19 protein-coding genes are annotated in these 18,989 nt (G+C 71.5%); 4 read left to right on the top strand and 15 right to left on the bottom strand.

All coding sequences use genetic code 11. The annotated features are described in order from the left end of the window. Positions 1-19: 19 nt before the first annotated feature. From nuoE to AHOG_RS02485, 7 genes are all read right to left on the bottom strand, one after another. Positions 20-733 (bottom strand): NADH-quinone oxidoreductase subunit NuoE, encoded by a 714-nt coding sequence (gene nuoE / locus AHOG_RS02515; protein ID WP_184451002.1) that lies wholly within the window; start codon positions 731-733, stop codon positions 20-22. A gap of 80 nt (positions 734-813) precedes the next feature. Next, entirely contained in the window at positions 814-2,235 is a 1,422-nt protein-coding gene (locus AHOG_RS02510) for an NADH-quinone oxidoreductase subunit D (protein ID WP_093939918.1), read from the bottom strand. Continuing rightward, entirely contained in the window at positions 2,232-3,005 is a 774-nt protein-coding gene (locus tag AHOG_RS02505; protein WP_245856523.1) for an NADH-quinone oxidoreductase subunit C, read from the bottom strand. The genes AHOG_RS02510 and AHOG_RS02505 overlap by 4 nt, the downstream gene beginning before the upstream one ends. Before the next feature lie 15 nt (positions 3,006-3,020). Continuing rightward, positions 3,021-3,572: a NuoB/complex I 20 kDa subunit family protein gene (locus tag AHOG_RS02500; RefSeq protein ID WP_093939917.1), complete on the bottom strand. Its 552-nt coding sequence runs from the start codon at positions 3,570-3,572 to the stop codon at positions 3,021-3,023. A gap of 39 nt (positions 3,573-3,611) precedes the next feature. Continuing rightward, the gene (locus AHOG_RS02495; protein WP_075738534.1) at positions 3,612-3,977 is read right to left on the bottom strand and encodes an NADH-quinone oxidoreductase subunit A; all 366 of its coding nucleotides are present in this window, start codon (positions 3,975-3,977) and stop codon (positions 3,612-3,614) included. 150 nt (positions 3,978-4,127) lie between these two features. Further along, positions 4,128-5,453, bottom strand: a complete 1,326-nt coding sequence (locus AHOG_RS02490; protein WP_093939916.1) for a geranylgeranyl reductase family protein — start codon at positions 5,451-5,453, stop codon at positions 4,128-4,130. Positions 5,454-5,834: 381 nt separating this feature from the next. After that, positions 5,835-6,524 (bottom strand): demethylmenaquinone methyltransferase, encoded by a 690-nt coding sequence (locus AHOG_RS02485; RefSeq protein WP_184450979.1) that lies wholly within the window; start codon positions 6,522-6,524, stop codon positions 5,835-5,837. Between the two features lie 379 nt (positions 6,525-6,903). Here AHOG_RS02485 and AHOG_RS02480 point away from each other — a divergent pair, with 379 nt between their 5' ends. Together AHOG_RS02480 and AHOG_RS02475 are read left to right on the top strand one after the other, a co-directional pair. Continuing rightward, on the top strand, positions 6,904-7,770 hold the full coding sequence (locus tag AHOG_RS02480) for an inositol monophosphatase family protein (protein ID WP_093939915.1): 867 nt from the start codon (positions 6,904-6,906) through the stop codon (positions 7,768-7,770). 248 nt (positions 7,771-8,018) lie between these two features. Beyond that, positions 8,019-9,110 carry an alpha/beta hydrolase gene (locus tag AHOG_RS02475; RefSeq protein ID WP_157736598.1) on the top strand — a complete coding sequence of 364 codons (1,092 nt, stop codon included), beginning with the start codon at positions 8,019-8,021 and terminating at the stop codon, positions 9,108-9,110. Positions 9,111-9,309: 199 nt separating this feature from the next. Here the strand turns inward: AHOG_RS02475 and AHOG_RS02470 are convergent, their stop codons facing one another. From AHOG_RS02470 to paaA, 5 genes are all read right to left on the bottom strand, one after another. Next, a complete protein-coding gene (locus tag AHOG_RS02470; protein WP_245856822.1) occupies positions 9,310-10,443 on the bottom strand; it encodes a 2Fe-2S iron-sulfur cluster-binding protein in 1,134 nt (377 codons plus the stop codon). An 80-nt stretch (positions 10,444-10,523) separates the two neighbouring features. Further along, the gene (gene paaD, locus AHOG_RS02465) at positions 10,524-11,033 is read right to left on the bottom strand and encodes a 1,2-phenylacetyl-CoA epoxidase subunit PaaD (RefSeq protein ID WP_093944087.1); all 510 of its coding nucleotides are present in this window, start codon (positions 11,031-11,033) and stop codon (positions 10,524-10,526) included. Then, complete coding sequence (paaC, locus tag AHOG_RS02460; RefSeq protein WP_093939914.1) at positions 11,033-11,944, bottom strand: 1,2-phenylacetyl-CoA epoxidase subunit PaaC; 912 nt, start codon at positions 11,942-11,944, stop codon at positions 11,033-11,035. The genes paaD and paaC overlap by 1 nt, the downstream gene beginning before the upstream one ends. Positions 11,945-11,996: 52 nt before the next feature. Beyond that, positions 11,997-12,317 (bottom strand): 1,2-phenylacetyl-CoA epoxidase subunit PaaB, encoded by a 321-nt coding sequence (gene paaB / locus AHOG_RS02455; RefSeq protein WP_093939913.1) that lies wholly within the window; start codon positions 12,315-12,317, stop codon positions 11,997-11,999. Next, a complete protein-coding gene (paaA, locus tag AHOG_RS02450; RefSeq protein ID WP_245856820.1) occupies positions 12,314-13,240 on the bottom strand; it encodes a 1,2-phenylacetyl-CoA epoxidase subunit PaaA in 927 nt (308 codons plus the stop codon). The genes paaB and paaA overlap by 4 nt, the downstream gene beginning before the upstream one ends. Positions 13,241-13,578: 338 nt before the next feature. Between paaA and AHOG_RS02445 the strand changes: the two genes are divergently transcribed. Next, positions 13,579-14,334 (top strand): inositol monophosphatase family protein, encoded by a 756-nt coding sequence (locus AHOG_RS02445; protein ID WP_157736597.1) that lies wholly within the window; start codon positions 13,579-13,581, stop codon positions 14,332-14,334. A 71-nt stretch (positions 14,335-14,405) separates the two neighbouring features. Here the strand turns inward: AHOG_RS02445 and AHOG_RS02440 are convergent, their stop codons facing one another. Further along, a complete protein-coding gene (locus tag AHOG_RS02440) occupies positions 14,406-14,828 on the bottom strand; it encodes a DUF3592 domain-containing protein (protein WP_245856522.1) in 423 nt (140 codons plus the stop codon). Between the two features lie 259 nt (positions 14,829-15,087). Between AHOG_RS02440 and AHOG_RS02435 the strand changes: the two genes are divergently transcribed. Next, positions 15,088-16,284 (top strand): isochorismate synthase, encoded by a 1,197-nt coding sequence (locus AHOG_RS02435; protein ID WP_245856521.1) that lies wholly within the window; start codon positions 15,088-15,090, stop codon positions 16,282-16,284. 23 nt (positions 16,285-16,307) lie between these two features. Here the strand turns inward: AHOG_RS02435 and menD are convergent, their stop codons facing one another. Next, the gene (menD, locus tag AHOG_RS02430; protein WP_093939909.1) at positions 16,308-18,119 is read right to left on the bottom strand and encodes a 2-succinyl-5-enolpyruvyl-6-hydroxy-3-cyclohexene-1-carboxylic-acid synthase; all 1,812 of its coding nucleotides are present in this window, start codon (positions 18,117-18,119) and stop codon (positions 16,308-16,310) included. Then, entirely contained in the window at positions 18,116-18,988 is an 873-nt protein-coding gene (menB, locus tag AHOG_RS02425) for a 1,4-dihydroxy-2-naphthoyl-CoA synthase (RefSeq protein WP_093939908.1), read from the bottom strand. The genes menD and menB overlap by 4 nt, the downstream gene beginning before the upstream one ends. Position 18,989: the final 1 nt, after the last annotated feature.

Raw genomic sequence — 18,989 nt, 5'->3', positions numbered from 1 at the left:
ACGGGTCTCGACGCGCGCATCACTTCTTCTCCGGGACCGGAGGAAGCTCGGCGTCCTCCGGCATCGGCGGTGCGGTCCAGCTCCGCTCGGCCGCGATCCGTGCTCCCCGCACCGTCTCGTCGGAGGCCGACGGTCCCGCGATGTCGGAGTCGCGCCCCTCGAAGAAGCCCGCGAGCTGGAGCTCCGCCTGCTTGAAGTCGGTGAGCGGCGCGCCCCTGGTCGGGGTCGGGCGCTCACCGCGCTGCAACGCCTCCACGAGTTCCAGCGCCGACTCCGGCGTCTGGTTGTCGAAGTACTCGTAGTTCACCTGGAGGACCGGCCCCAGGTCGCAGGCCGCCAGACACTCGGCGTGCTCCAGGGTGATCGAGCCCGGCGTGCCCGGCTCGCCCGCGGTCTCCTCGTGACCGACGCCCAGCCGCTCCTTGAGCCTGGCATAGACGTCGTCGCCGCCCAGCGTGGCGCACAACGCGTTGGTGCACACGCTGACCAGATGCTCACCGCACGGTCGACGCTTGTACATCGTGTAGAACGTCGCCACCGCGCTGACCTCGGCGGTGCTCAGATCAAGCTGCTCGGCGCAGAACGCGATGCCCGCCTGCGTGACACAGCCCTCGACGGACTGCACCAGGTGCAGCAGCGGCAGCAGCGCCGACCGGGACTGCGGATAGCGGGCGACGACCTGCGCGGCCTTCTCCCGGATACCGTCGAACAGGGCGGCGTCGGGCTGCTCGATCGGCCGGGCGGTCTCCGCCGTGTCCGCCGTCGTACCGCTCGTCCGCGCGCCCGCCTCGGCGGCCTGCTCGGAATGACTCGTCACCGGTCCACACCACCCATCACCGGGTCGATTGAGGCCACCGACACGATGGCGTCCGCGATCAGGCCGCCCTCGGTCATCGCCGGGAACGCCTGGAGGTTCACGAAGCTCGGCTCCCTGACGTGCACGCGCATCGGTCGGGTGCCGCCGTCGGAGACCAGGTGGTAGCCCAGTTCGCCGCGGGGCGACTCGACCGGCACGTAGACCTGGCCCGCAGGCACGTCGAAGCCCTCGGTGACCAGCTTGAAGTGATGGATCAACGACTCCATCGACTGGCCCATGATCTTGCGCACGTGCTCCAGCGAGTTGCCGAGGCCGTCCGGACCGATGGTGAGCTTCGCGGGCCAGGCGATCTTGCCGTCGGCGACCATCACCGGCTCGCCCTCGGTCTCCGCGAGCTTGGGCAACGTCTGCTCGATGATGCGCATCGACTGGTGGATCTCCTCGACACGCAGGAGATACCTCGCGAAGGCGTCGCCCTCGGTGAGCGTCGGGACGTCGAACTCGTACTCCTCGTACCCGCAGTACGGCTGGACCTTGCGCAGGTCCCAGGCCAGTCCGGCGGAGCGCAGGATCGGTCCGGTGACGCCGAGCTGGAGACAGCCGTCCAGCGAGAGGTACCCGACGCCGCCCAGCCTGCGCCGCCAGATCGGCTGGCCCGTGAACAGGTTGTCGTAGTCCTTCATCCGCTTCTCCATGACCTTCAGGAAGTCGCGGATCTTCTTCTCATAGCCCACGGGGAGGTCCTGCGCGGTGCCGCCGGGTCGGATGAAGGCGTGGTTCATCCGCAGGCCGGTCAGGAACTCCAGGAGGTGCAGGACCTCCTCGCGCTCCCGGAAGCCGAACACCATGCCGGTGGTGGAGCCGAGCTCCATGCCGCCGGTGGCCAGGTAGACCAGGTGCGAGCTCATCCGGTTGAGCTCCATGAGCAGCACACGGATGATGTCGGCGCGACGCGGTGCGGTGATGCCGAGCAGCTTCTCCACGCCGAGGCAGTAGGCGGTCTCGTTGTGCAGCGGCGCGAGATAGTCCATCCGCGTCACGAACGTGACGCCCTGCGTCCAGGTCCGGTACTCGGTGTTCTTCTCGATGCCGGTGTGCAGGTAGCCGATCACCGCACGGGACTCGGTGACGGTCTCGCCTTCGAGCTCCAGCACGAGCCGCAGCACGCCGTGCGTGGACGGGTGCTGAGGGCCCATGTTGATGACGATGCGCTCGTCGTTGTCGGCGGAGGTCGGGATCTCGTCCCAGTCGCCGCCGCTGACGTTGTAGACCTGACCCTCGGTGGTCCGCCGCGAGGTGGCCTCGTACGGGTCGCGGCCGCCGGACTGTCCCGCCGGGCTGGTGTCGGTGCCCGTGGTGACGTCGGCGACCGTGTCGCCGCCCTCGGCCTCGGGGCTGGTGCTGTGCGTTCTGCTCATGAGTAGGACCTCCGCTGGTCCGGCGGCGGGATCTCCGCGCCCTTGTACTCCACCGGGATTCCGCCGAGCGGGTAGTCCTTGCGCTGCGGGTGGCCGTCCCAGTCGTCGGGCATCAGGATTCGGGTCAGCGCCGGGTGACCGTCGTAGACGATGCCGAACATGTCCCAGGCCTCGCGCTCCTGCCAGTCCGCCGTCGGATACACCTCGACGACGCTGGGGATGTGCGGGTCGTCGACGTCGACGGCGACCTCCAGGCGGATGCGCCGCCGGTACGTCATCGAGGTCAGGTGGTACACCGAGTGCAGGCGCATCGGCACGTCGACGCCGTAGTCCACTCCGGACACCGAGCTGCACAGCTCGAAGCGCAGCGCCGGGTCGTCACGCAGCGTTCGACAGGTCTCCAGCAGGTGCTCACGCCGCAGGTAGAAGGTGATCTCACCGCGGTCGATGGTGATCTGCTGGATCGCGTCCGCCGGGATGCCGCGTTCCCCGAACGCGAGATACAGCTCGTCGGTCATCTCGTCGAACCAGCCGCCGAACGGCCGCTCCGCGGCGGGCGGGACGTAGGCGGGCAGCCGGAGGCCGCCGTAGCCGCTGGTGTCACCGCTGCCGCGCACGCCGAACATGCCCTGCCGGGCTCGTCCTGCGACGACGCCGCCGCGTGCCTCGTGCTCGGCCTCGTCCCGGCTGCTGAGCTCGGCGGAGCTGAGGCTGCCGTCGCCCGCGAGCGGACCTCGGTCCGGAAGCTTCTTGTCGATCTCGTCACTCACGAGTGCCTCACCCGCTCACTTCTTCTTCGCATAACGAACCGAGGAGGGCACCAGTTCGGTGCGGTGGCCGCTCTCGGCGAGCACGGCGGCGCGCTTCGGGCCGAGCGGCTCGTCCATCACCTTCGCGTGCAGCTTCAGGATCGCGTCCAGCAGCATCTCGGGGCGGGGCGGACAGCCGGGCAGGTACATGTCCACCGGCACGACGTGGTCGACGCCCTGCACCACCGCGTAGTTGTTGAACATGCCTCCGGTCGAGGCGCAGACGCCCATCGCCAGCACCCAGCGCGGCTCCGGCATCTGGTCGTAGATCTGCCGCAGCACCGGGGCCATCTTGTTGGTGACCCGGCCCGCCACGATCATCAGATCCGCCTGGCGCGGGGTGGCGCTGAACCGCTCCATGCCGAAGCGCGCGATGTCGTAGCGCGATCCGCCGGAGGTCATCATCTCGATCGCGCAGCAGGCCAACCCGAAGGTGGCGGGCCACATCGACGTCTTGCGCGTCCAGTTGACCAGCTTCTCCACGCTGGTCAGCAGGATGCCGTTCGGCAGTTTCTCTTCAAGTCCCATGGTCTCTCGCGTTCCTCCCCGACGACCGCTGCTGCTCGACTAATCCCAGTCCAGGCCGCCGAGTCGCCACTCGTAGACGAAGGCGATCGTGACGGCGATGAGGAAGGTCCCGACCGCGAAGAGTCCGAACACACCCAGTGCCTCGTGGGCCACGGCGTAGGGGTAGAGGAAGACGACCTCGACGTCGAACAGGATGAACAACATGCCGGTCAGGTAGAACTTGACCGGGACCCGGCCACCGCCGACGACCGGCTGCGGAGAGGGTTCGATCCCGCACTCGTACGCGTCGAGCTTGGCCCTGTTGTAGCGGCGCGGCCCGATGTATGGAGCTGCCGTCACCGAGAACAAGGCGAACAGAGCCGCCAACGCGAACAGCAACACGAGCGGGAGGTAAGACTCCAACACGTCGTCCGCCGTCCTTTCATCCTTGCCATCCAGGGTGGCTGAGCCGCCATCCGCTGGAACCCTAAGGGGTGGGTTTCGGTCTCGTTCTTGTTAGGCAGCCCTAAGTGATGGCTGTGCGCCGCAGGCCGAACCGCTGCCTGCCTGCCGGTTTCACGCGCTGGGGGTCAGCCGCGTGGCGGTGGTGATCAACCGGTCCATCACGTCGCCGTCCTTCGGGTCGTAGAGACCCGCGAGCAGCTTCAGCACGAACCGACGCATCAGGGGTTCGATCGGCATCCCGTATCGGGTCGCGACGCGCATGACCAGCGGGTTTCCGATCAGCTTCGAGAAGATGCCGCCCATGCGGTAGTAGCCGCCCAGCGCCTGCCGGACCGCGACGGGGTAGTGCCGCAGGGCCTGTTCCCGCGACGCGGCGGTGGGTCGGGCCAGCGCGTGGATCACACAGTCGGCGGCCAGCTTGGCCGACTCCATGGCATACGCGATCCCCTCGCCGTTGAAGGGGTTCACCATCCCGCCCGCGTCGCCGACCAGCAGGAGACCGGCCTGGTAGTGCGGGGTCCGGTTGAAGCCCATCGGCAGCGCGGCGCCCTGGATCTTCCCGACGGCGTTCTCCTCGCGGAAGCCCCATTCCTCGGGCGTGCCCGCCAGCCAGGTCTTCATCAGCGCCCGGTAGTCGGTCCTGCCGTAGGCCTTGGACGTGGAGAGGATGCCCAGGCCCGCGTTCACCGTGCCGTCGCCGACCGGGAACAGCCAGCCGTATCCGGGCAGCAGCCGGGGCTCGCCCGGGTCGCTGCGGTCCCACAGCTCGAGGTGGGACTCCAGGTAGTCGTCGTTGGTCCGGGGACTGCGGTAGTACCGGCGGACGGCGACGCCCATCGGGCGGTCGTCCCGCTTATCGATGCCCACCGACAGCGCCAGCCGGGCCGAGACGCCGTCGCAGGCGATCACCAGCGGCGCGCGGTAGGCGACCTGCGTGCGCTCGGGGCCGGTCTTGGCCCGGACACCGGTGACCCGACCGGTGCGGTCTTCGACGACGGCGCCGGTGACGGTGGTGTTCTGGAGCATCCTGGCGCCCGCGCGGACCGCATGGTCGGCGAGCAGCTGGTCGAAGTCCTGTCGGGGGCGGACGACGCCGTAGGGCGGGAAGGTGGCCAGCTGCGGCCAGTCCAGTTCCATCGTCACGCCGCCACCGAGGACGCGCAGGCCCTTGTTGTGCAGCCAGCCCGCCTCTTCGCTGGTGTCGATGCCGAGGTCGATGAGCTGCTTGACCCCGCGAGGGGTGAGTCCGTCACCGCAGACCTTCTCCCGGGGGAAGGTCGACTTCTCCAGCATCAGGACGTCGACGCCCGCCCTGGCCAGGTACGCGGCCATGGTCGCGCCCGCCGGGCCCGCCCCGACCACGATGACCTGGGCGTCGTCACCGGCGCGACGCCTGTCGGTCTGTCCCGATGAGGTCACGTCATCGCCCCCGCTCATTCCGCTCCTTGTGAACGAGTTCACTAAGTCTGCGGGGAGTCTAGGTCACGCCGCCACTGGAGCGTTCAGGCGCCGGCCTCCCGTGGCGGCCCGTCGGCCTGCCTCTTCCGGACGGGCTCCGCCGCGAGGCGCTCACTCGACCTCGGACCGGGGCGAGGCAGCCTCCGCGGACACGCGACGACCATGCCTGATCAGCGGATCCGCTCGATGTCGATCACGGCGCGACCCCTCGCGACCGCGGCGTCCTCTCGATCTTGATCGGCCGCCCTCCACATCGAGGACGCCGCCCATGTCGAACCGCCGAGACGGCGACCGCGCACCCCTGCGGGCGCGAGATCGAGACGAAACTCACGAAGGCTTCACACCGGCCGGTCGGCGGACTCAGGCCGACCGCGTGGCCCGGTGCACGGCGACCGCCCCGAAGGTGAGGTCGCGCCACGCGACCCGTTCCCAACCCGCGTCGCCGATCAGCCGCGCCAGGCCCTCCTGGTCGGGCCAGGCACGGATCGACTCGCTCAGGTACGAGTAGGCCACCGGATTCGAGGCCACCAGGTTCGCGACCTTCGGCAGCGCGGTCAGCACGCCCTTGAAGTAGAGCTCGCGCAACAGCGGCGAAGGCGGGGTGGAGAACTCGCAGATCACCAGCCTGCCGCCCGGCCGCACCACCCGGTGCATCTCCCGGAGCGCGCCCTCGGTGTCGGCGAAGTTCCGCAGGGCGAACATGATCGTCAGGCCGTCGAAGGCACCGTCGGCGAAGGGCAGCGCCAGTCCGTCCGCCGCGACCATCGGCACCTTGCGGTCACGGCCCCGACGCAGCATCCCCAGGGAGAAGTCCGCGGCGACGCAGAAGGCGCCGGACCGGCCGATCTCCACGGTGGACACCCCAGTGCCCGCGGCGAGATCGAGAATCCGCTCGCCGGGAGTCGGGGCCAGCGCCCCCAGGGTGACGCGACGCCAGTAACGATCCATCCCGGCGGTCAGCACCGTGTTCGTGCGGTCGTAGTGCTCCGCGACGCCGTCGAACATGTCGGCGACTTCCCGAGGATTCTTGTCCAGGCCTGCCCTCACCACGCCGCTCAGCCTACTGGGGCGGGGCAGGCCATGGGGTGCCATGAGCGAGGACGGCCGCGACTCGAAGGCGCCGAGGAGACCTCCGAACGGCGGCTGCCGTCCCGCGACATCGCCGTGAACGCCGTCGCACCCTGTGTGATCAGCTGTGATCGGCGTCATCGGCCACGCCACGACGCGCCGACGAACTCTTCGGCGTGTCTCGAAACCCGTGCCGTCGCGGGCGGTCGGCGCGCCGGGCGCGTCGGTCGGCGCCGAGACCGTGCCCGCGCGGGCACGCGGTGACCGGAAGGTCGATGATCCGAACTCTTGGCTCAGTGATCTGGCGCACGTCATCTTCTGGTCGCATCGGAGACACCGGCGGACGTCACGATAAGGCGGCATGACCCTCATGCCGTCCGTGTCAGGGCAGCCGATGGACCCCGGGCTGTTGTCCCGGGCGCTGGAGATCGCCGGGCGCCTCGCGGGCGACGCCGCCGACGTCATCATCGCCAAGGCGGGCCGCGGTGCCCGGCCCGCCGCACGTGACTCGCCGTTCGACTGGGTGACCGACACCCATCGCACGCTGGAACGGCACACCCGCCGAGTGCTCGCCGAGCACTTCCCCGACATCCCGCTGATCGGCGCGGACGGCGATCCGGCGGGCGCGGACCCACCCGGCCTCGACGGCGTCGTCCGGTCGAGTTCCCGGCGTTGGCTGGTCAGTGCCGTCGACGGCAACGCGAACTTCGTGGCGGGCGTGCCCTGGTGTGCCTACAGCCTGGCGATGCTCGACGAGACCGGGCCGCTGGTCGGCGCCGTCGCGGACCCGTTCCGGGGCCAGGTCTACGCGGGAGCGCGCGGGCGGGGCATGCGGGCGAACGGCGTCCCGGTGACGCTCGGCGGCGGGCGGAGCTCCACGGCCGGGGCGGTGGTGTGCACGGAGTTGACCCGCACCGGTCTCTGGCCGGGCCTGATCGAGTTCACCAGGCTCGCCGCCCAGGCACACGCCGGGGTGCGGGTCCTCGGCTGCTCCGCGCTGGCGATCACGCAGGTGGCGCTCGGTCATGTGAGCGCCGCCGTGCTGCACGGCTGTCCGGAACGCGACGTCGCGGGCGCGCTGGCCCTTGCTTCGGAGGCCGGTGCGGTGATCCGCCGACCTTCGGCCGCCGACGACCGCCGAGGCGATCCGCCGCCGGAGGTCCTGCTGGTGGCCGCGCCGGGGGTGGCCGAGGAGGTCGTCGGGTGGTGGCGGTCGGCGACCCGCTGAACCGGCCGCCCGAGGTCGCGATCTCCGAAACCGGCCCAACGGGTGCTATTTATGTGATATCTCTTTATGCGTCCGCTGATCCTCCCGGCCGCCACGGCGAGCGCGGAAGGATTCCTCGGGCGGGAATCGGCGTTGCCCAGCTTCGCCGCCACGACGAGCCAGAGAGGGAGGAACCGATGATGCGTACCCGTCGAGAAGGTTCTGACCACACTGCCGCTGACGACACGACCGCCGTCGGGCGACGGCCCATGTCCGCCCTGATCGGAGTGCTGGCGGCGGCCTCCATCGCCGTGGCCGGCTCGGCCGCGGCGTATGCCGAACAGGAGCCGCCCACCGTCACGAGTTGGACGGGCACCGATCGCGACGTCACCTTCACCGCACCCGACGGGTTGGAGCTGCATGGCAGCCTTCGGCTTCCCGCGCACACCAGGAAGCCGGTGCCCGCCGTCCTGCTCGTCGCGGGCAGCGGGCCGACCGACCGCGAGGGAAACAGCCCAGGTCTGCCGGGCGACATCGGCACGCTGCGAAGCCTCGCCGACACCTTCGCCAAGAACGGCATCGCCTCGCTGCGCTACGACAAGCTGGGCAGCGGTGAGACGGGACTCGGCCCCTACGCCGAGGACCCGGCGAGCATCGACTTCGACGTCTTCGTGCAACACGCCGCCGAAGGCCTGCGCCTGCTCGCCGACCAGCCGGAGGTCGATCAAGACCGCCTGATGGTCACCGGCCACAGCGAGGGCGGTTTGATCGCGCTCGTGCTCGCCCAAGACGAGACGCTCGACGTGCCGCCGATCAGCTCGCTCGGACTGCTGACGCCGCTGAGCACGCGGTACCTGACCCTGCTGACCGACCAGGTCACCGCGCAGCTCCACGCGCAGGTGGAGGCGGGACTTCTGCCCAGGGAGCAGGCCGACGCCCTGCTCGCCTCTCTCACCGAGATCGTCGAGTCGCTGCGGACGGAAGGCAGGCTGCCCGACTCGGTGCCGCCGGAGCTGGCCCCGCTGTTCAACCCGATGAACGAGCGGTTCCTGCACGACGCCGACCAGTACGACCCGGCCGAAGTGGCCGCCGTGCTGCCTTCGGACGTCTCGGTCTACGTCGCCTGTGCCACCGACGACATCCAGGTGTCCTGCACCGACGTCGACGCCCTCCGGGCCGGGCTGGCGGAGCGGGAGGCGGGTCACACCACCGCCTCGACCCTCTATCGCGTCAACCACGTGCTCAAGGAGGTGGGCTCGAACGGCTCCGACGGTTCCGAGTACGGCGAGCCGCTGCCCTTCTCCCGCCAGCTGCGCCTGGAGCTGTCCTGGTTCACCTTCACCCAGCTCCACCTGCGCTGACCGGCCGAGAGTCCGGCCGCTACAGCCGCACCGCGTGACGTTCGTCCCGGCGACGAGCCGAATGAGCGTCACGCGGGGGCGGGCGGTGGCAGGTGCCGAGCCCGATCCAGCCCGATCGGGGAACCGGTGCCGAGGCGGTGGGCACAGTCCACCGGGCGCGTTGTCGCGGACCGACGCCACCGACGACGTGCGGCAGACGTCAGGCGTCGAAGTCGACGACGAGCTCCGCCGACGCGGGCTCGGCCTGACAGGTCAGCACGAAACCCGCGTCGACCTCGGCAGGCTCCAGCGCGTAGTTCCGCCGCATCTCGGCCTCCCCCGTCACCACCCGTGCTCGGCAGGTCCCGCACACGCCGCCGCGGCATGCGAAGGGCAGGTCGGCCCGGACCCGCTGCGCCGCGTCGAGCACCGGTTCGTCGGCGGGCAGCGTCATCTCGGTGCTGCGACCGTCCAGGATCACGGTGACCCGGCTCGTCGGGCCTGCGGCGGCCTCGGCGGCCCGGCGGCGGGGAGCGGGCGGCGGCGCGTCGACGTAGAACAGCTCGCGACGAACTCGATCGGCGGGGACGCCCAGGGCGCCGAGTACCGTGCCCGCGTCCTCGACGAGCCCCACCGGCCCGCACAACCACCACCGGTCCACGTCGGGTGTGGGCACCACCGAGGCGAACAGTCGTCGTAGGCGATCCCGATCAAGCCTGCCGGAGAACAGTTCGACGGCGGTGGGCTCCCGGCTGAGCAGGTGCACGATCTGCAGCCGATCGGGGTACCGGTCCTTCAGGTCGGCCAACTCCTCCGCGAACATCACCGTGTCGCCGCGCCGGTTGCCGTAGAGCAGCGTGGCGCGATGTCCCGGCCTCGCCAACACGCTGGTCAGGATCGACAGCACCGGGGTGATGCCGGAGCCCGCGGCGACGAAGCCGTGGTGCGCGGGCACCGCCAGATCCGGGGTGAAGCGGCCCTGGGGCGGCAGCACCGACACCCGATCGCCGACGCGGGCCTCCTCCACCAGCCAGCTCGACCACACGCCGCCGTCCACCCGGCGAACACCGATGCGCGGCGGCTCGCCCGCTCCCGAGCAGATCGAATAGGACCGGCGGGCCTCGTCGGGCGTCGCCGAGGCCGACGCGGTCGACGTCCCCGCCGCCACGTCCGCCGACGGCCCGGCATCCTGATCACCGCCGACGGCCGCCGCCGCGCGGTCCGCGCCGGCCGAGCGCCGCAGAGTCAGGTACTGGCCGGGCCGGAATTCGAACTCGGCCGCATGCTCCGACGGAACGGCGAAGGTGACCGCGACGGCATCCGCGCACAACCGGTCGATCCGGCTGATCGTCAACGTCCGAGCCCTCGTCCGTGTGCTCCGCGGCGCCGCGACGCCCGCTGCCTGCGCCGTTCGCGCGGATTCGACACCGGTCACTACAGCTCCTTGACGTGCTCGAAGGGCTCGGCGCAGGCGACGCAGCGCCGCAGCGATCGGCAGGCGGTCGCGCCGAACCGAGACAGCTCCTCGGTGTCGAGCGAGTCGCAACGCGGGCAGCGGACGCGGCTCGGCGGCGGGGCCAGCCGCAGCGGCACCGGACCGGCCGCGCGGTCACCCGCCGGACCGGGCGGGGCGATGCCGTGCTCCCGAAGGGCGCGTCGACCCCGTTCGCTGATCCAGTCGGTGGACCACGCGGGCGTCAAAACAGTGCGCACCTCGACCTGCGCGCAACCCGCGTCGACGAGGGACCGATGCAGCTCCGCGCGCATCTCGGTGATCGCGGGACAACCGGAATAGGTCGGCGTGATCGTCACGAGCACCCGGCCGCCGGGTCGTACCTCGACATCGCGCAGGACGCCGAGGTCGGCGAGGGTGAGCATCGGCAGCTCGGGATCGAGGACGGACTCCGCGACCGCCCGAACCTGCTGCGGAGTCGGCCTGGTCATCACCACACCGCCGCCGGGTCCGCCCTGGCCTCGGACTGCATCTCGGCGAGCAGGTCGGCCAGCGCCGGGGTGTGACGTCCCTCGCGGCCGTGCTCGCCGGTCGGGACCGCCCCGAGGGCCGCGACCAGGTCGGACGTCCGGTCCGCGAGGTCGGCGGCGGCGAGCACCTGCCGCAGGACCGCCGCGACCTCGCCGCGCAGGCTCGACGGATCGACCGCGATCCCGGCCGTGGCCAGCGCCGACTCCACCGGATGCGGGACGAACAGCTCACCGAGCCACGGCCGCACCCGCTCCAGGCCGGCCGCCGTCCGGCGCGCCGACTCGGCCGTGCCGTCGCCGAGCCGGACCACCCACTGCGCGGCGTGGTCCCGGTGATAGGCCAGCTCCTTGACGCCCTTGGCCGCCACGGCGGCGAGCACCGGGTCCGCCGACTCGGTCAACCGCTGGAAACAGGCCAGCCGCCAGGTGGCGAAGATCAGCAGCCGGACCATCGTGACGGCGAAGTCGCCGCCGGGACCGGGCCCGCAGTCGGTCTCGACGAGGACGACGTTGCGAAACTCGGACGTGCCGCGGAGATAGGCCAGCGTGTCCTCGGTGCGGCCCTCGCCCTCCGCCTCGCCCGCCCGCGTCAACAGCATTCGCGCCTGGCCGAGGAGGTCCAGGGCGATGTTGGCGATCGCGACGTCCTCCTCCAGCTCCGGGCCCCGGGAACACCATTCGGCGAGCCGCTGCGCCAGGATCAACGCGTCGTCGCCGAGCATCAGGCAGTACCGCGCGAGTTCGGCGGGGTCGACGTTCGACGGCAGCGCACGGTCCACCCTGCTCAGCGCGTCGTCGAATCCCGTGCCGTAGGCCCAGCGCGTGTCCTCGTGCTCGTCGGCCAGCGCCGCGTAGGCGTTGTCGAAGGACACCTGTGCCGACCTCCTTCCGTCCGCTGGCGAATGGCCCCGTACGCCGCCGGTCTCACAGGTGGGGGACGTCGTCGGGAATGGCGTAGAAGGTGGGGTGCCGGTAGACCTTGTCGCCGCTGGGCTCGAAGAAGGCGTCCTTCTCGTCCGGACTGGACGCGGTGACCGCGGCGGCGGGGACCACCCAGATGCTGACGCCCTCGTTGCGCCGGGTGTAGAGGTCACGGGCGTTGCGCAGGGCCATCGGGGCGTCGGGGGCGTGCAGCGATCCGACGTGGACGTGGTTCAGCCCGCGCTTGCCCCGGACGAAGACCTCGAACAACGGCCAGGCGGCCCGAGGCGTCCCGGCGTCCTGCCCGGCGGGAGACTCCGTCATGCCTCGACCGCCGTCCGGTCGACCCGCGCGGTGCCCGCCGCCCGCTTGGCCGCGTGCACGGTCGCCGCCTCCCGGACCCAGGTGCCCGCCTCGTGCGCCTGCCTGCGATGGGCGATCCGCTCCGCGTTGCACGGACCGTCGCCGCGCACCACCCGATACAGCTCGTCCCAGTCCGGCGTGCCGAAGTCGTGTGCCTCGCGGTCGGGGTTCCAGCGCAGTTCGGGATCGGGCAGCCGGACCCCGAGCCGGTTGGCCTGCGGAACCGTCATGTCGACGAACCGCTGCCGAAGCTCGTCGTTGGTGTGGCGTTTGATCCGCCAGGCCATCGAGCGCGCGGTGTTGGGCGACGAGCCCTCCGGCGGGCCGAACATCATCAACGACGGCCACCACCAGCGGTCCACCGCGTCCTGCACGGCCGCACGCTGGCGGGTCGTGCCGCCCATCATGGTCATCAGCAGCTCGTAACCCTGCCGCTGATGGAAGGACTCCTCCTTGCAGATCCGGATCATCGCGCGTGCGTAGGGCCCGTAGGAGGTGCGGCACAGCGGGACCTGGTTGCAGATGGCCGCGCCGTCCACCAGCCAGCCGATCACTCCGACGTCGGCGAAGGTCGGTGTCGGGTAGTTGAAGATCGAGGAGTACTTCTGCCTGCCCTCGATCAGCTTCGTGGTCAGTTCCGCACGGTCGACGCCGAGGGTCTCGGCGGCGGCGTAGAGGTACAACCCGTGGCCTGCCTCGTCCTGGACCTTCGCCAACAGGGCGGCCTTGCGGCGCAGGGTGGGTGCTCGCGAGATCCAGGCGCCCTCCGGCTGCATGCCGATGATCTCGGAGTGCGCGTGCTGAGCGATCTGCCGGATGAGGGTGGCCCGGTAGGCGTCGGGCATCCAGTCGCGTGGTTCGATCCGGCTCTCCGACTCGACCAGCTGCCGGAAGCCCGCCTCGAGGGCCTGCTCCTCCGACGATCGGTCCGCCTCGGCCGGTCGGGCTAGTGCCACGTCGCACCTCCTGCCGCGTGATCCGTGCCACTGATGTTACACCTGGGCGCCGCGAAGAAGAGTTGCCGTCACAAGCGGATCGGTCGTCGCCGACGTCGAGCGCCGCGGGTGTCGGACAGGGCCGCACGGGCGGCCCGATCACGTGACGACGGCAGGCGAGGCCGCCGACGTCGAACGTCAGCGAGGCCGCCGACGTCGAGCGCGGGCGTGGCCGGCGTCGCAGGACGCCCACGGCAACCTGTTCGTGTCCCGACCGTCCCTAGATCGTGACCAAGACGACCGCCCACCCCGCGCCACCCGCCGACTTCGGACTGCTCCGGACCGCTGCCTGCCTCGCACACCAGGCCGGCCTGCTCGCCGCGAACCTCTTCCACGGCGATCGAAGACGGGCCGCGATCACGGACGCGGCGGGCGTGACCGCGGTGGAGCGCGCCGTCGAGGAGTCGATCCGCGCGGGACTCGGCGCCGACGCTCCCGGCGACGCCGTCGTGGGCAGGCTCGGCGACGACGAGCCCGGCGGCGGCGATCGACGCTGGCTGATCCATCCGCTCGACGGCGTTCCGTTCTTCTGCGGCGGGATTCCGTTGTTCACCCTGCTCCTCACCTGCGCCGATGCGCACGGCGTCGCGGCAGGCGTCCTCGTGATGCCCATGCAGCAGGAGCTGCTGTACGCGGGCCGAGGGCGCGGCACCCGCCTGTCCACGGGGCCGGAGTTCGTCCCGGAACAGTCCAGGCTCACCCGGATCTCGGCCGCGACGGCGGACGGCGACCGGGTGCTGTGGCCCGAGGACGTGGGCGGGGTGCCGTACAAGACCGCGCTGCTGGCCACGGGGCGAGCGGACGCCGTGGTCATCGCCGCGCCGCCCTCGGCGCGACGATGGTGGACGCCGCTGCCGTTGATCGTGCGGGAGGCCGGCGGGCTGATCGCCGACGCCGCGGGCGACGAGGCGGGCCGAGGCACCCTGCTGGCCTGCGGGCAGGCCGGGCACGACGAGCTGCGCGGCAGGCTGTTCGATCAATGAGCCGCGGCCTGGTCTCCCGTGGCGGACGGGCGCACGGTGGCGGGCGGACCGCCCGGCCGGGACGTCGCCGGCTAGCCCGCCGGGGGCGCGTCGGATCGGTCCGCCGCCGAGGCCGCGGCGCGTCGTGAGCGGCACACCAGCCAGACGGTCGTCAGCAGGACCGCCCAGGTCGACACGAGGACGAGCGACACGGGCAGCAGTGTGAGGGTGAAGTCCCGCCCGGCGACCCGGACGAGATCCGGCTCCTCACGGTCGTACTCGACGCGCACCAAATCCTGTTCGCTCAGTCCCGCCGGGTAGAGCACGCCGGTCTGCGGACTGTGTACGGCCCCCTCCGGCGTGTTGTACCTGACCAGCGTCCTGGGCAGCGAGACGGAGAGCACCTCCGCCGTGGTCTCGCCGAGATCGGCCTCGATGCGGGCGTCGCTGACCCGCGCCCCGGACACCAGCAGCACGCTCATCAGGGTGACCAGCACTCCGAGACCGAGCAGCACGATCGTGGTCCACCGACGGGGCCGCGAGAGGCGGGACCACCCGCTCCGCCGACCACCGCGCCCGGATCTCCTCGACTGAGACACGACAGCGAACTCTAGTCGTCATCTGCCGGCGTCCCGGCCAGGTCTGGCGTCTGGTGTCCGCTCGTCCTGATGGTGTGGCCAAGCCGACTAGCAGTCCCACGATGGCGCCTTTTACCCTCAACGAGTGAATACTGCCTCCCGTCAGGCGCTTGTGGGCAGGCTGCAAGCACGCACAGTGGCAGCTGATTCGGATGCTGACCTGCTGGCGCTGCTCCCCGACCCCGAACCGGTGTTCTCCTGGGTTCATGGCGGCGAAGGCCTCGTCGGCTGGGGCGAGGCCGCCCGCATCGAGGTCAAGGGAGCAGATCGCTTCGCGGAGGCCGAGCGGTGGTGGGCCGACCTGGTCGCCGCCGCCGACGTCGAGGACGCCGTCGGTCTGCCGGGTACCGGCCTGGTGGCCTTCGTCAGCATGAGCTTCGCCGACGAGCCGGGCAGCTCGGTGGTGATCGTGCCCAAGGTGGTGGTCGGCAGGCGTGACGGCGTCACCTGGCGGACCGAACTGCGGGACGACGACGAGCCCTTCGCCCCGGCCGTCCAGCCGGTGCGTCGTGTGCGGGTGACCCGTTACTCGGAGGGCAGGCTCTCCGTCACCGACTACCGCAAGGCGGTCGCGGGCGCGGTGGAACGCATGCGGGCGGGCGAGCTGGCCAAGGTGGTGCTCGCGCACGACCTCATCGCCGAGACCGACTCCCCGCTCGACCAGCGCTTTCTGCTACGGAACCTCGCCGACCGGTATCCGAGCTGCTGGGTGTTCGCGGTGGACGGTCTCATCGGCGCCACCCCGGAGATGCTGCTGCGCAAGACCGGCGAGACGGTCGAGTCACGAGTGCTGGCGGGTACCGCGTGGCCGGGGGCGGGCGAGTCGGCTGAATCGCGGCTGAGTTCGGCGAAGAACCGCAGCGAACACGAGTTCGCGATCCGGTCGCTGGCCGACACGCTGCGACCCTACTGCACCGAACTGCACGTTCCCGAGACACCGAGCGTGCTGCGGCTGCCGAACGTGGCCCATCTGGCCAGCGACGTCACCGGCAGGCTCGATCCCGACACCACGGCGGGCCCCGGCGCGCTGCTGCGGCTCGGCCACGCCGTGCATCCGACGGCGGCGGTCGGCGGCACCCCCAGGACCGAGGCGGTCGCGCTCATCGCCGAGCTGGAGGCCATGGACCGAGGCCGGTACGCGGGTCCGGTCGGCTGGATCGACGCCGACGGCGACGGCGAGCTGGGCATCGCCCTGCGCTGTGCCGAGCTGCGCGGCTCGCTGGTCCGCCTGTTCGCCGGTTGCGGCATCGTCTCCGGTTCGGACCCCGACGCCGAGGTCCGCGAGGCCGCGGCGAAGATGCTCCCGATCCGCGACGCCCTGGAGGCGACCTGATCGGCGGCGGGCACCGCCGCCGATCAGCGCGCCGCGCGCAGCGCCGAGGCGACCCTGTCCCGCAACGCGGTGTGCAGGGCTCGAAGATCGGAGCGGTCGGTGCGCACCTCCACGACCCGCAGGGCAGGTCGCGGCCGCAGCGCCTCGCGCAGCCGCTCCGGAGAGGCGACCAGCTCGTACTCGACCCCGTAGGCCGCGCACAGCGGACCCAGCGCCACGCCGTGCGGGGTGGCGAACACCCGCTCGAAGGACTCCCGATGCTCGGGGGCGCCCTGCTCCAGCAGCTCGAAGATGCCGCCGCCGTCGTCGTTGACGACCACGATGGTCAGCTCGGGGCGCCGTTCCGCCGTCCCCACGAGCAGTCCGTTGACGTCGTGCAGGAAGGTCAGGTCGCCGAGCAGCGCGTAGCAGGCGGGCGCCGAGGCCGTGTCGAGGTCGGCGGCCTCCGCCCCGACACGGTCCGCGCGCCCGGCGGCGCCGTCGACCGCGCCGCCCGCGTCGTCGGCCGCATCGGTCACCGCGGGCACCGCCGCACGCCGGGGCCCGGCGGTCACCGCCAACGCGGCGCCCGCCGCGACGGAGACGGTGCCGTCGATCCCCGCCGCTCCCCGGTTGCGCAGCACCCGCAGATCGGGCCGAGACCGTGCGCACAGGGCCACGTCACGGGCGGGGTTCGAAGACCCGACCGTCAGCAGGGCCCCGGCGGGCAGCGCCGCCACCAGCTCGGCCGTGTACCGCAGCGCGGTCGGTGCCGGCTGCTCGGCCAGCAACGCCGCCACCGTGGCCGTCGTCGTTCGGTCGGCCCGCTCCCAGGCGGAAGACCACTCCGGGTCGGCGGCGACGGTGGAGTCGCGGAGGTCGTCGCCGACGGCACGGACGTCGTTGGCCGGGGCCACCGCCTCGTGCGCGGCGAGCAGCAGCACGTCGACGTCCGACCGGGACAGGAGGCGCTGCACCTGTCGGAAGACCGTCGGCCGCCCGACGCACACCACCTGTTCCGGTCGGTGCGCGGCCAGGAAGTCCTCGTCCGCCAACAGGTGCATTCCGGCGGTCAGCGCGCCGTCCGGCACGCCGACGCCGCCGGTCTCGGCGAGCAGCGGCCAGCCGTTGCGCCGCGCCCAGGCCGCGATCGCCGCGACGTCGACGGTGTCGTCGGGCTCGGCGAGCAGCACCAGGCCGCGCGCGGTGGTCGGCCGCAGGGGCGACACCGCCGCCGGACGGTGCCGCCGGGTCCAGCCGCCGCCGTCGTCCCGGCCCGCCAGCGGCTCGCACCACGGGTCCTCGCCTCCCGGCAGCAGCGGCTCCCGCAGGGGGACGTTGAGCTGAGCGGGCCCGGCAGGCCCGGCGGCGCCCGAGACGGCATGCCAGATCCGGCTCGCCTGGCTGCGCCAGTACGCCTGCTGGCCCGGTCGGTTCTCCGCCACGCCCAGCTCGGCGAACAGCCGGGTGGCGGCACCGAACAGGCGATGCTGGTCGATCACCTGGTTGGCGCCCGCCGCCCGGAGCTCGGCAGGCCGGTCGGCGGTGACCACCAGCAGGCCCACGCACGCCCGGTCGGCCTCCGCGACGGCCGGATGCAGGTTCGCGGCCGCCGTGCCCGAGGTGCAGAACACCGCCGAGGCACGGCCCGTCGCCTTCGCCGCGCCCAACGCCAGGAAGCCCGCGCCCCGTTCGTCGACGCGGACGTGCAGTTCGAGGCGGCCCGACCTGGCCGCCTCGGCCAGCGCCAGCGAGAACGGGGCGTTGCGGGAGCCGGGGCACAGGACCGCGGTGCGCAGCCCGTGCCGGATCAGCTCGTCGACGATGACCCGCGCCTGGGCGGTCGAGGGGTTCACGGCCGTTTCGGGAACTTGTCGAAGTCGGGCGTGCGCTTCTCCCGGTAGGCGTCCCGGCCCTCCTGGGCCTCCTCGGTCATGTAGAACAGCAGCGTCGAGTCGCCCGCGAGCTGCTGCACGCCCGCCAGGCCGTCGTCGACGGCGTTGTGCGAAGCCTTGAGCATCCGCAGCGCCAGCGGCGAGTGTCGCAGCATCTGCCGGGCCCAGCTCACCGTCTCGCGCTCGAGTTCGGCCAGCGGGACCACCGTGTTGACCAGGCCCATCTTCTCGGCCTCCTCCGCGCCGTACTGCTTGCAGAGGTACCAGATCTCCCGAGACTTCTTCTGCCCGACGATCCTGGCGAGCAGCCCGGAGCCGTAACCGCCGTCGAAGGAGCCGACCTTCGGCCCGGTCTGGCCGAAGCGCGCGTTGTCCGCCGCGATGGTCAGGTCGCAGACGATGTGCAGCACGTGTCCGCCGCCGATCGCGTATCCCGCGACCATGGCGATCACCGGCTTGGGCGTCCGCCGGATCTGCACCTGGAGGTCGAGCACGTTGAGCCTGCCGATGCCCTTGCTCGCGACCGGGTCGTTCTCGTCGTGCCCGATGTAGCCGTCGTCGCCTCGGATGCGTTGGTCCCCGCCGGAGCAGAACGCCAGGTCGCCCTGTCCGGTGAGGATGATGACGCCGATCTGATCGTCGTCGCGAGCCCGGTTGAAGGCATCGGACAGCTCGAAGAGCGTCTTGGGCCGGAAGGCGTTGCGGACCTCGGGACGGTCGATCGTGATCTTCGCGATGCCGTCGGCGACCTCGTACCGGATGTCCTGGTACTCGCCTGCGGATCGCCAGTCACAGGCGAGTTCGATGGAGGAGTGCGCGGGATCGGTCACC

The sequence above is a fragment of the Actinoalloteichus hoggarensis genome (genome assembly GCF_002234535.1).
GTDB lineage: Bacteria > Actinomycetota > Actinomycetes > Mycobacteriales > Pseudonocardiaceae > Actinoalloteichus_A > Actinoalloteichus_A hoggarensis.
Note: the sequence above shows the minus strand (reverse complement) of the source record. Positions and strands in the feature narration are given on the sequence as shown.

Bases quoted from the DNA above. Each gene is read 5' to 3' on its own strand.
- AHOG_RS02510 (WP_093939918.1), bottom strand. From the start codon at position 2,235: ATGAGCAGAACGCACAGCACCAGCCCCGAGGCCGAGGGCGGCGACACG.
- AHOG_RS02500 (WP_093939917.1), bottom strand. From the start codon at position 3,572: ATGGGACTTGAAGAGAAACTGCCGAACGGCATCCTGCTGACCAGCGTG.
- AHOG_RS02490 (WP_093939916.1), bottom strand. From the start codon at position 5,453: ATGAGCGGGGGCGATGACGTGACCTCATCGGGACAGACCGACAGGCGT.
- AHOG_RS02480 (WP_093939915.1), top strand. From the start codon at position 6,904: ATGACCCTCATGCCGTCCGTGTCAGGGCAGCCGATGGACCCCGGGCTG.
- AHOG_RS02475 (WP_157736598.1), top strand. From the start codon at position 8,019: ATGTCCGCCCTGATCGGAGTGCTGGCGGCGGCCTCCATCGCCGTGGCC.
- paaD (WP_093944087.1), bottom strand. From the start codon at position 11,033: ATGACCAGGCCGACTCCGCAGCAGGTTCGGGCGGTCGCGGAGTCCGTC.
- paaB (WP_093939913.1), bottom strand. From the start codon at position 12,317: ATGACGGAGTCTCCCGCCGGGCAGGACGCCGGGACGCCTCGGGCCGCC.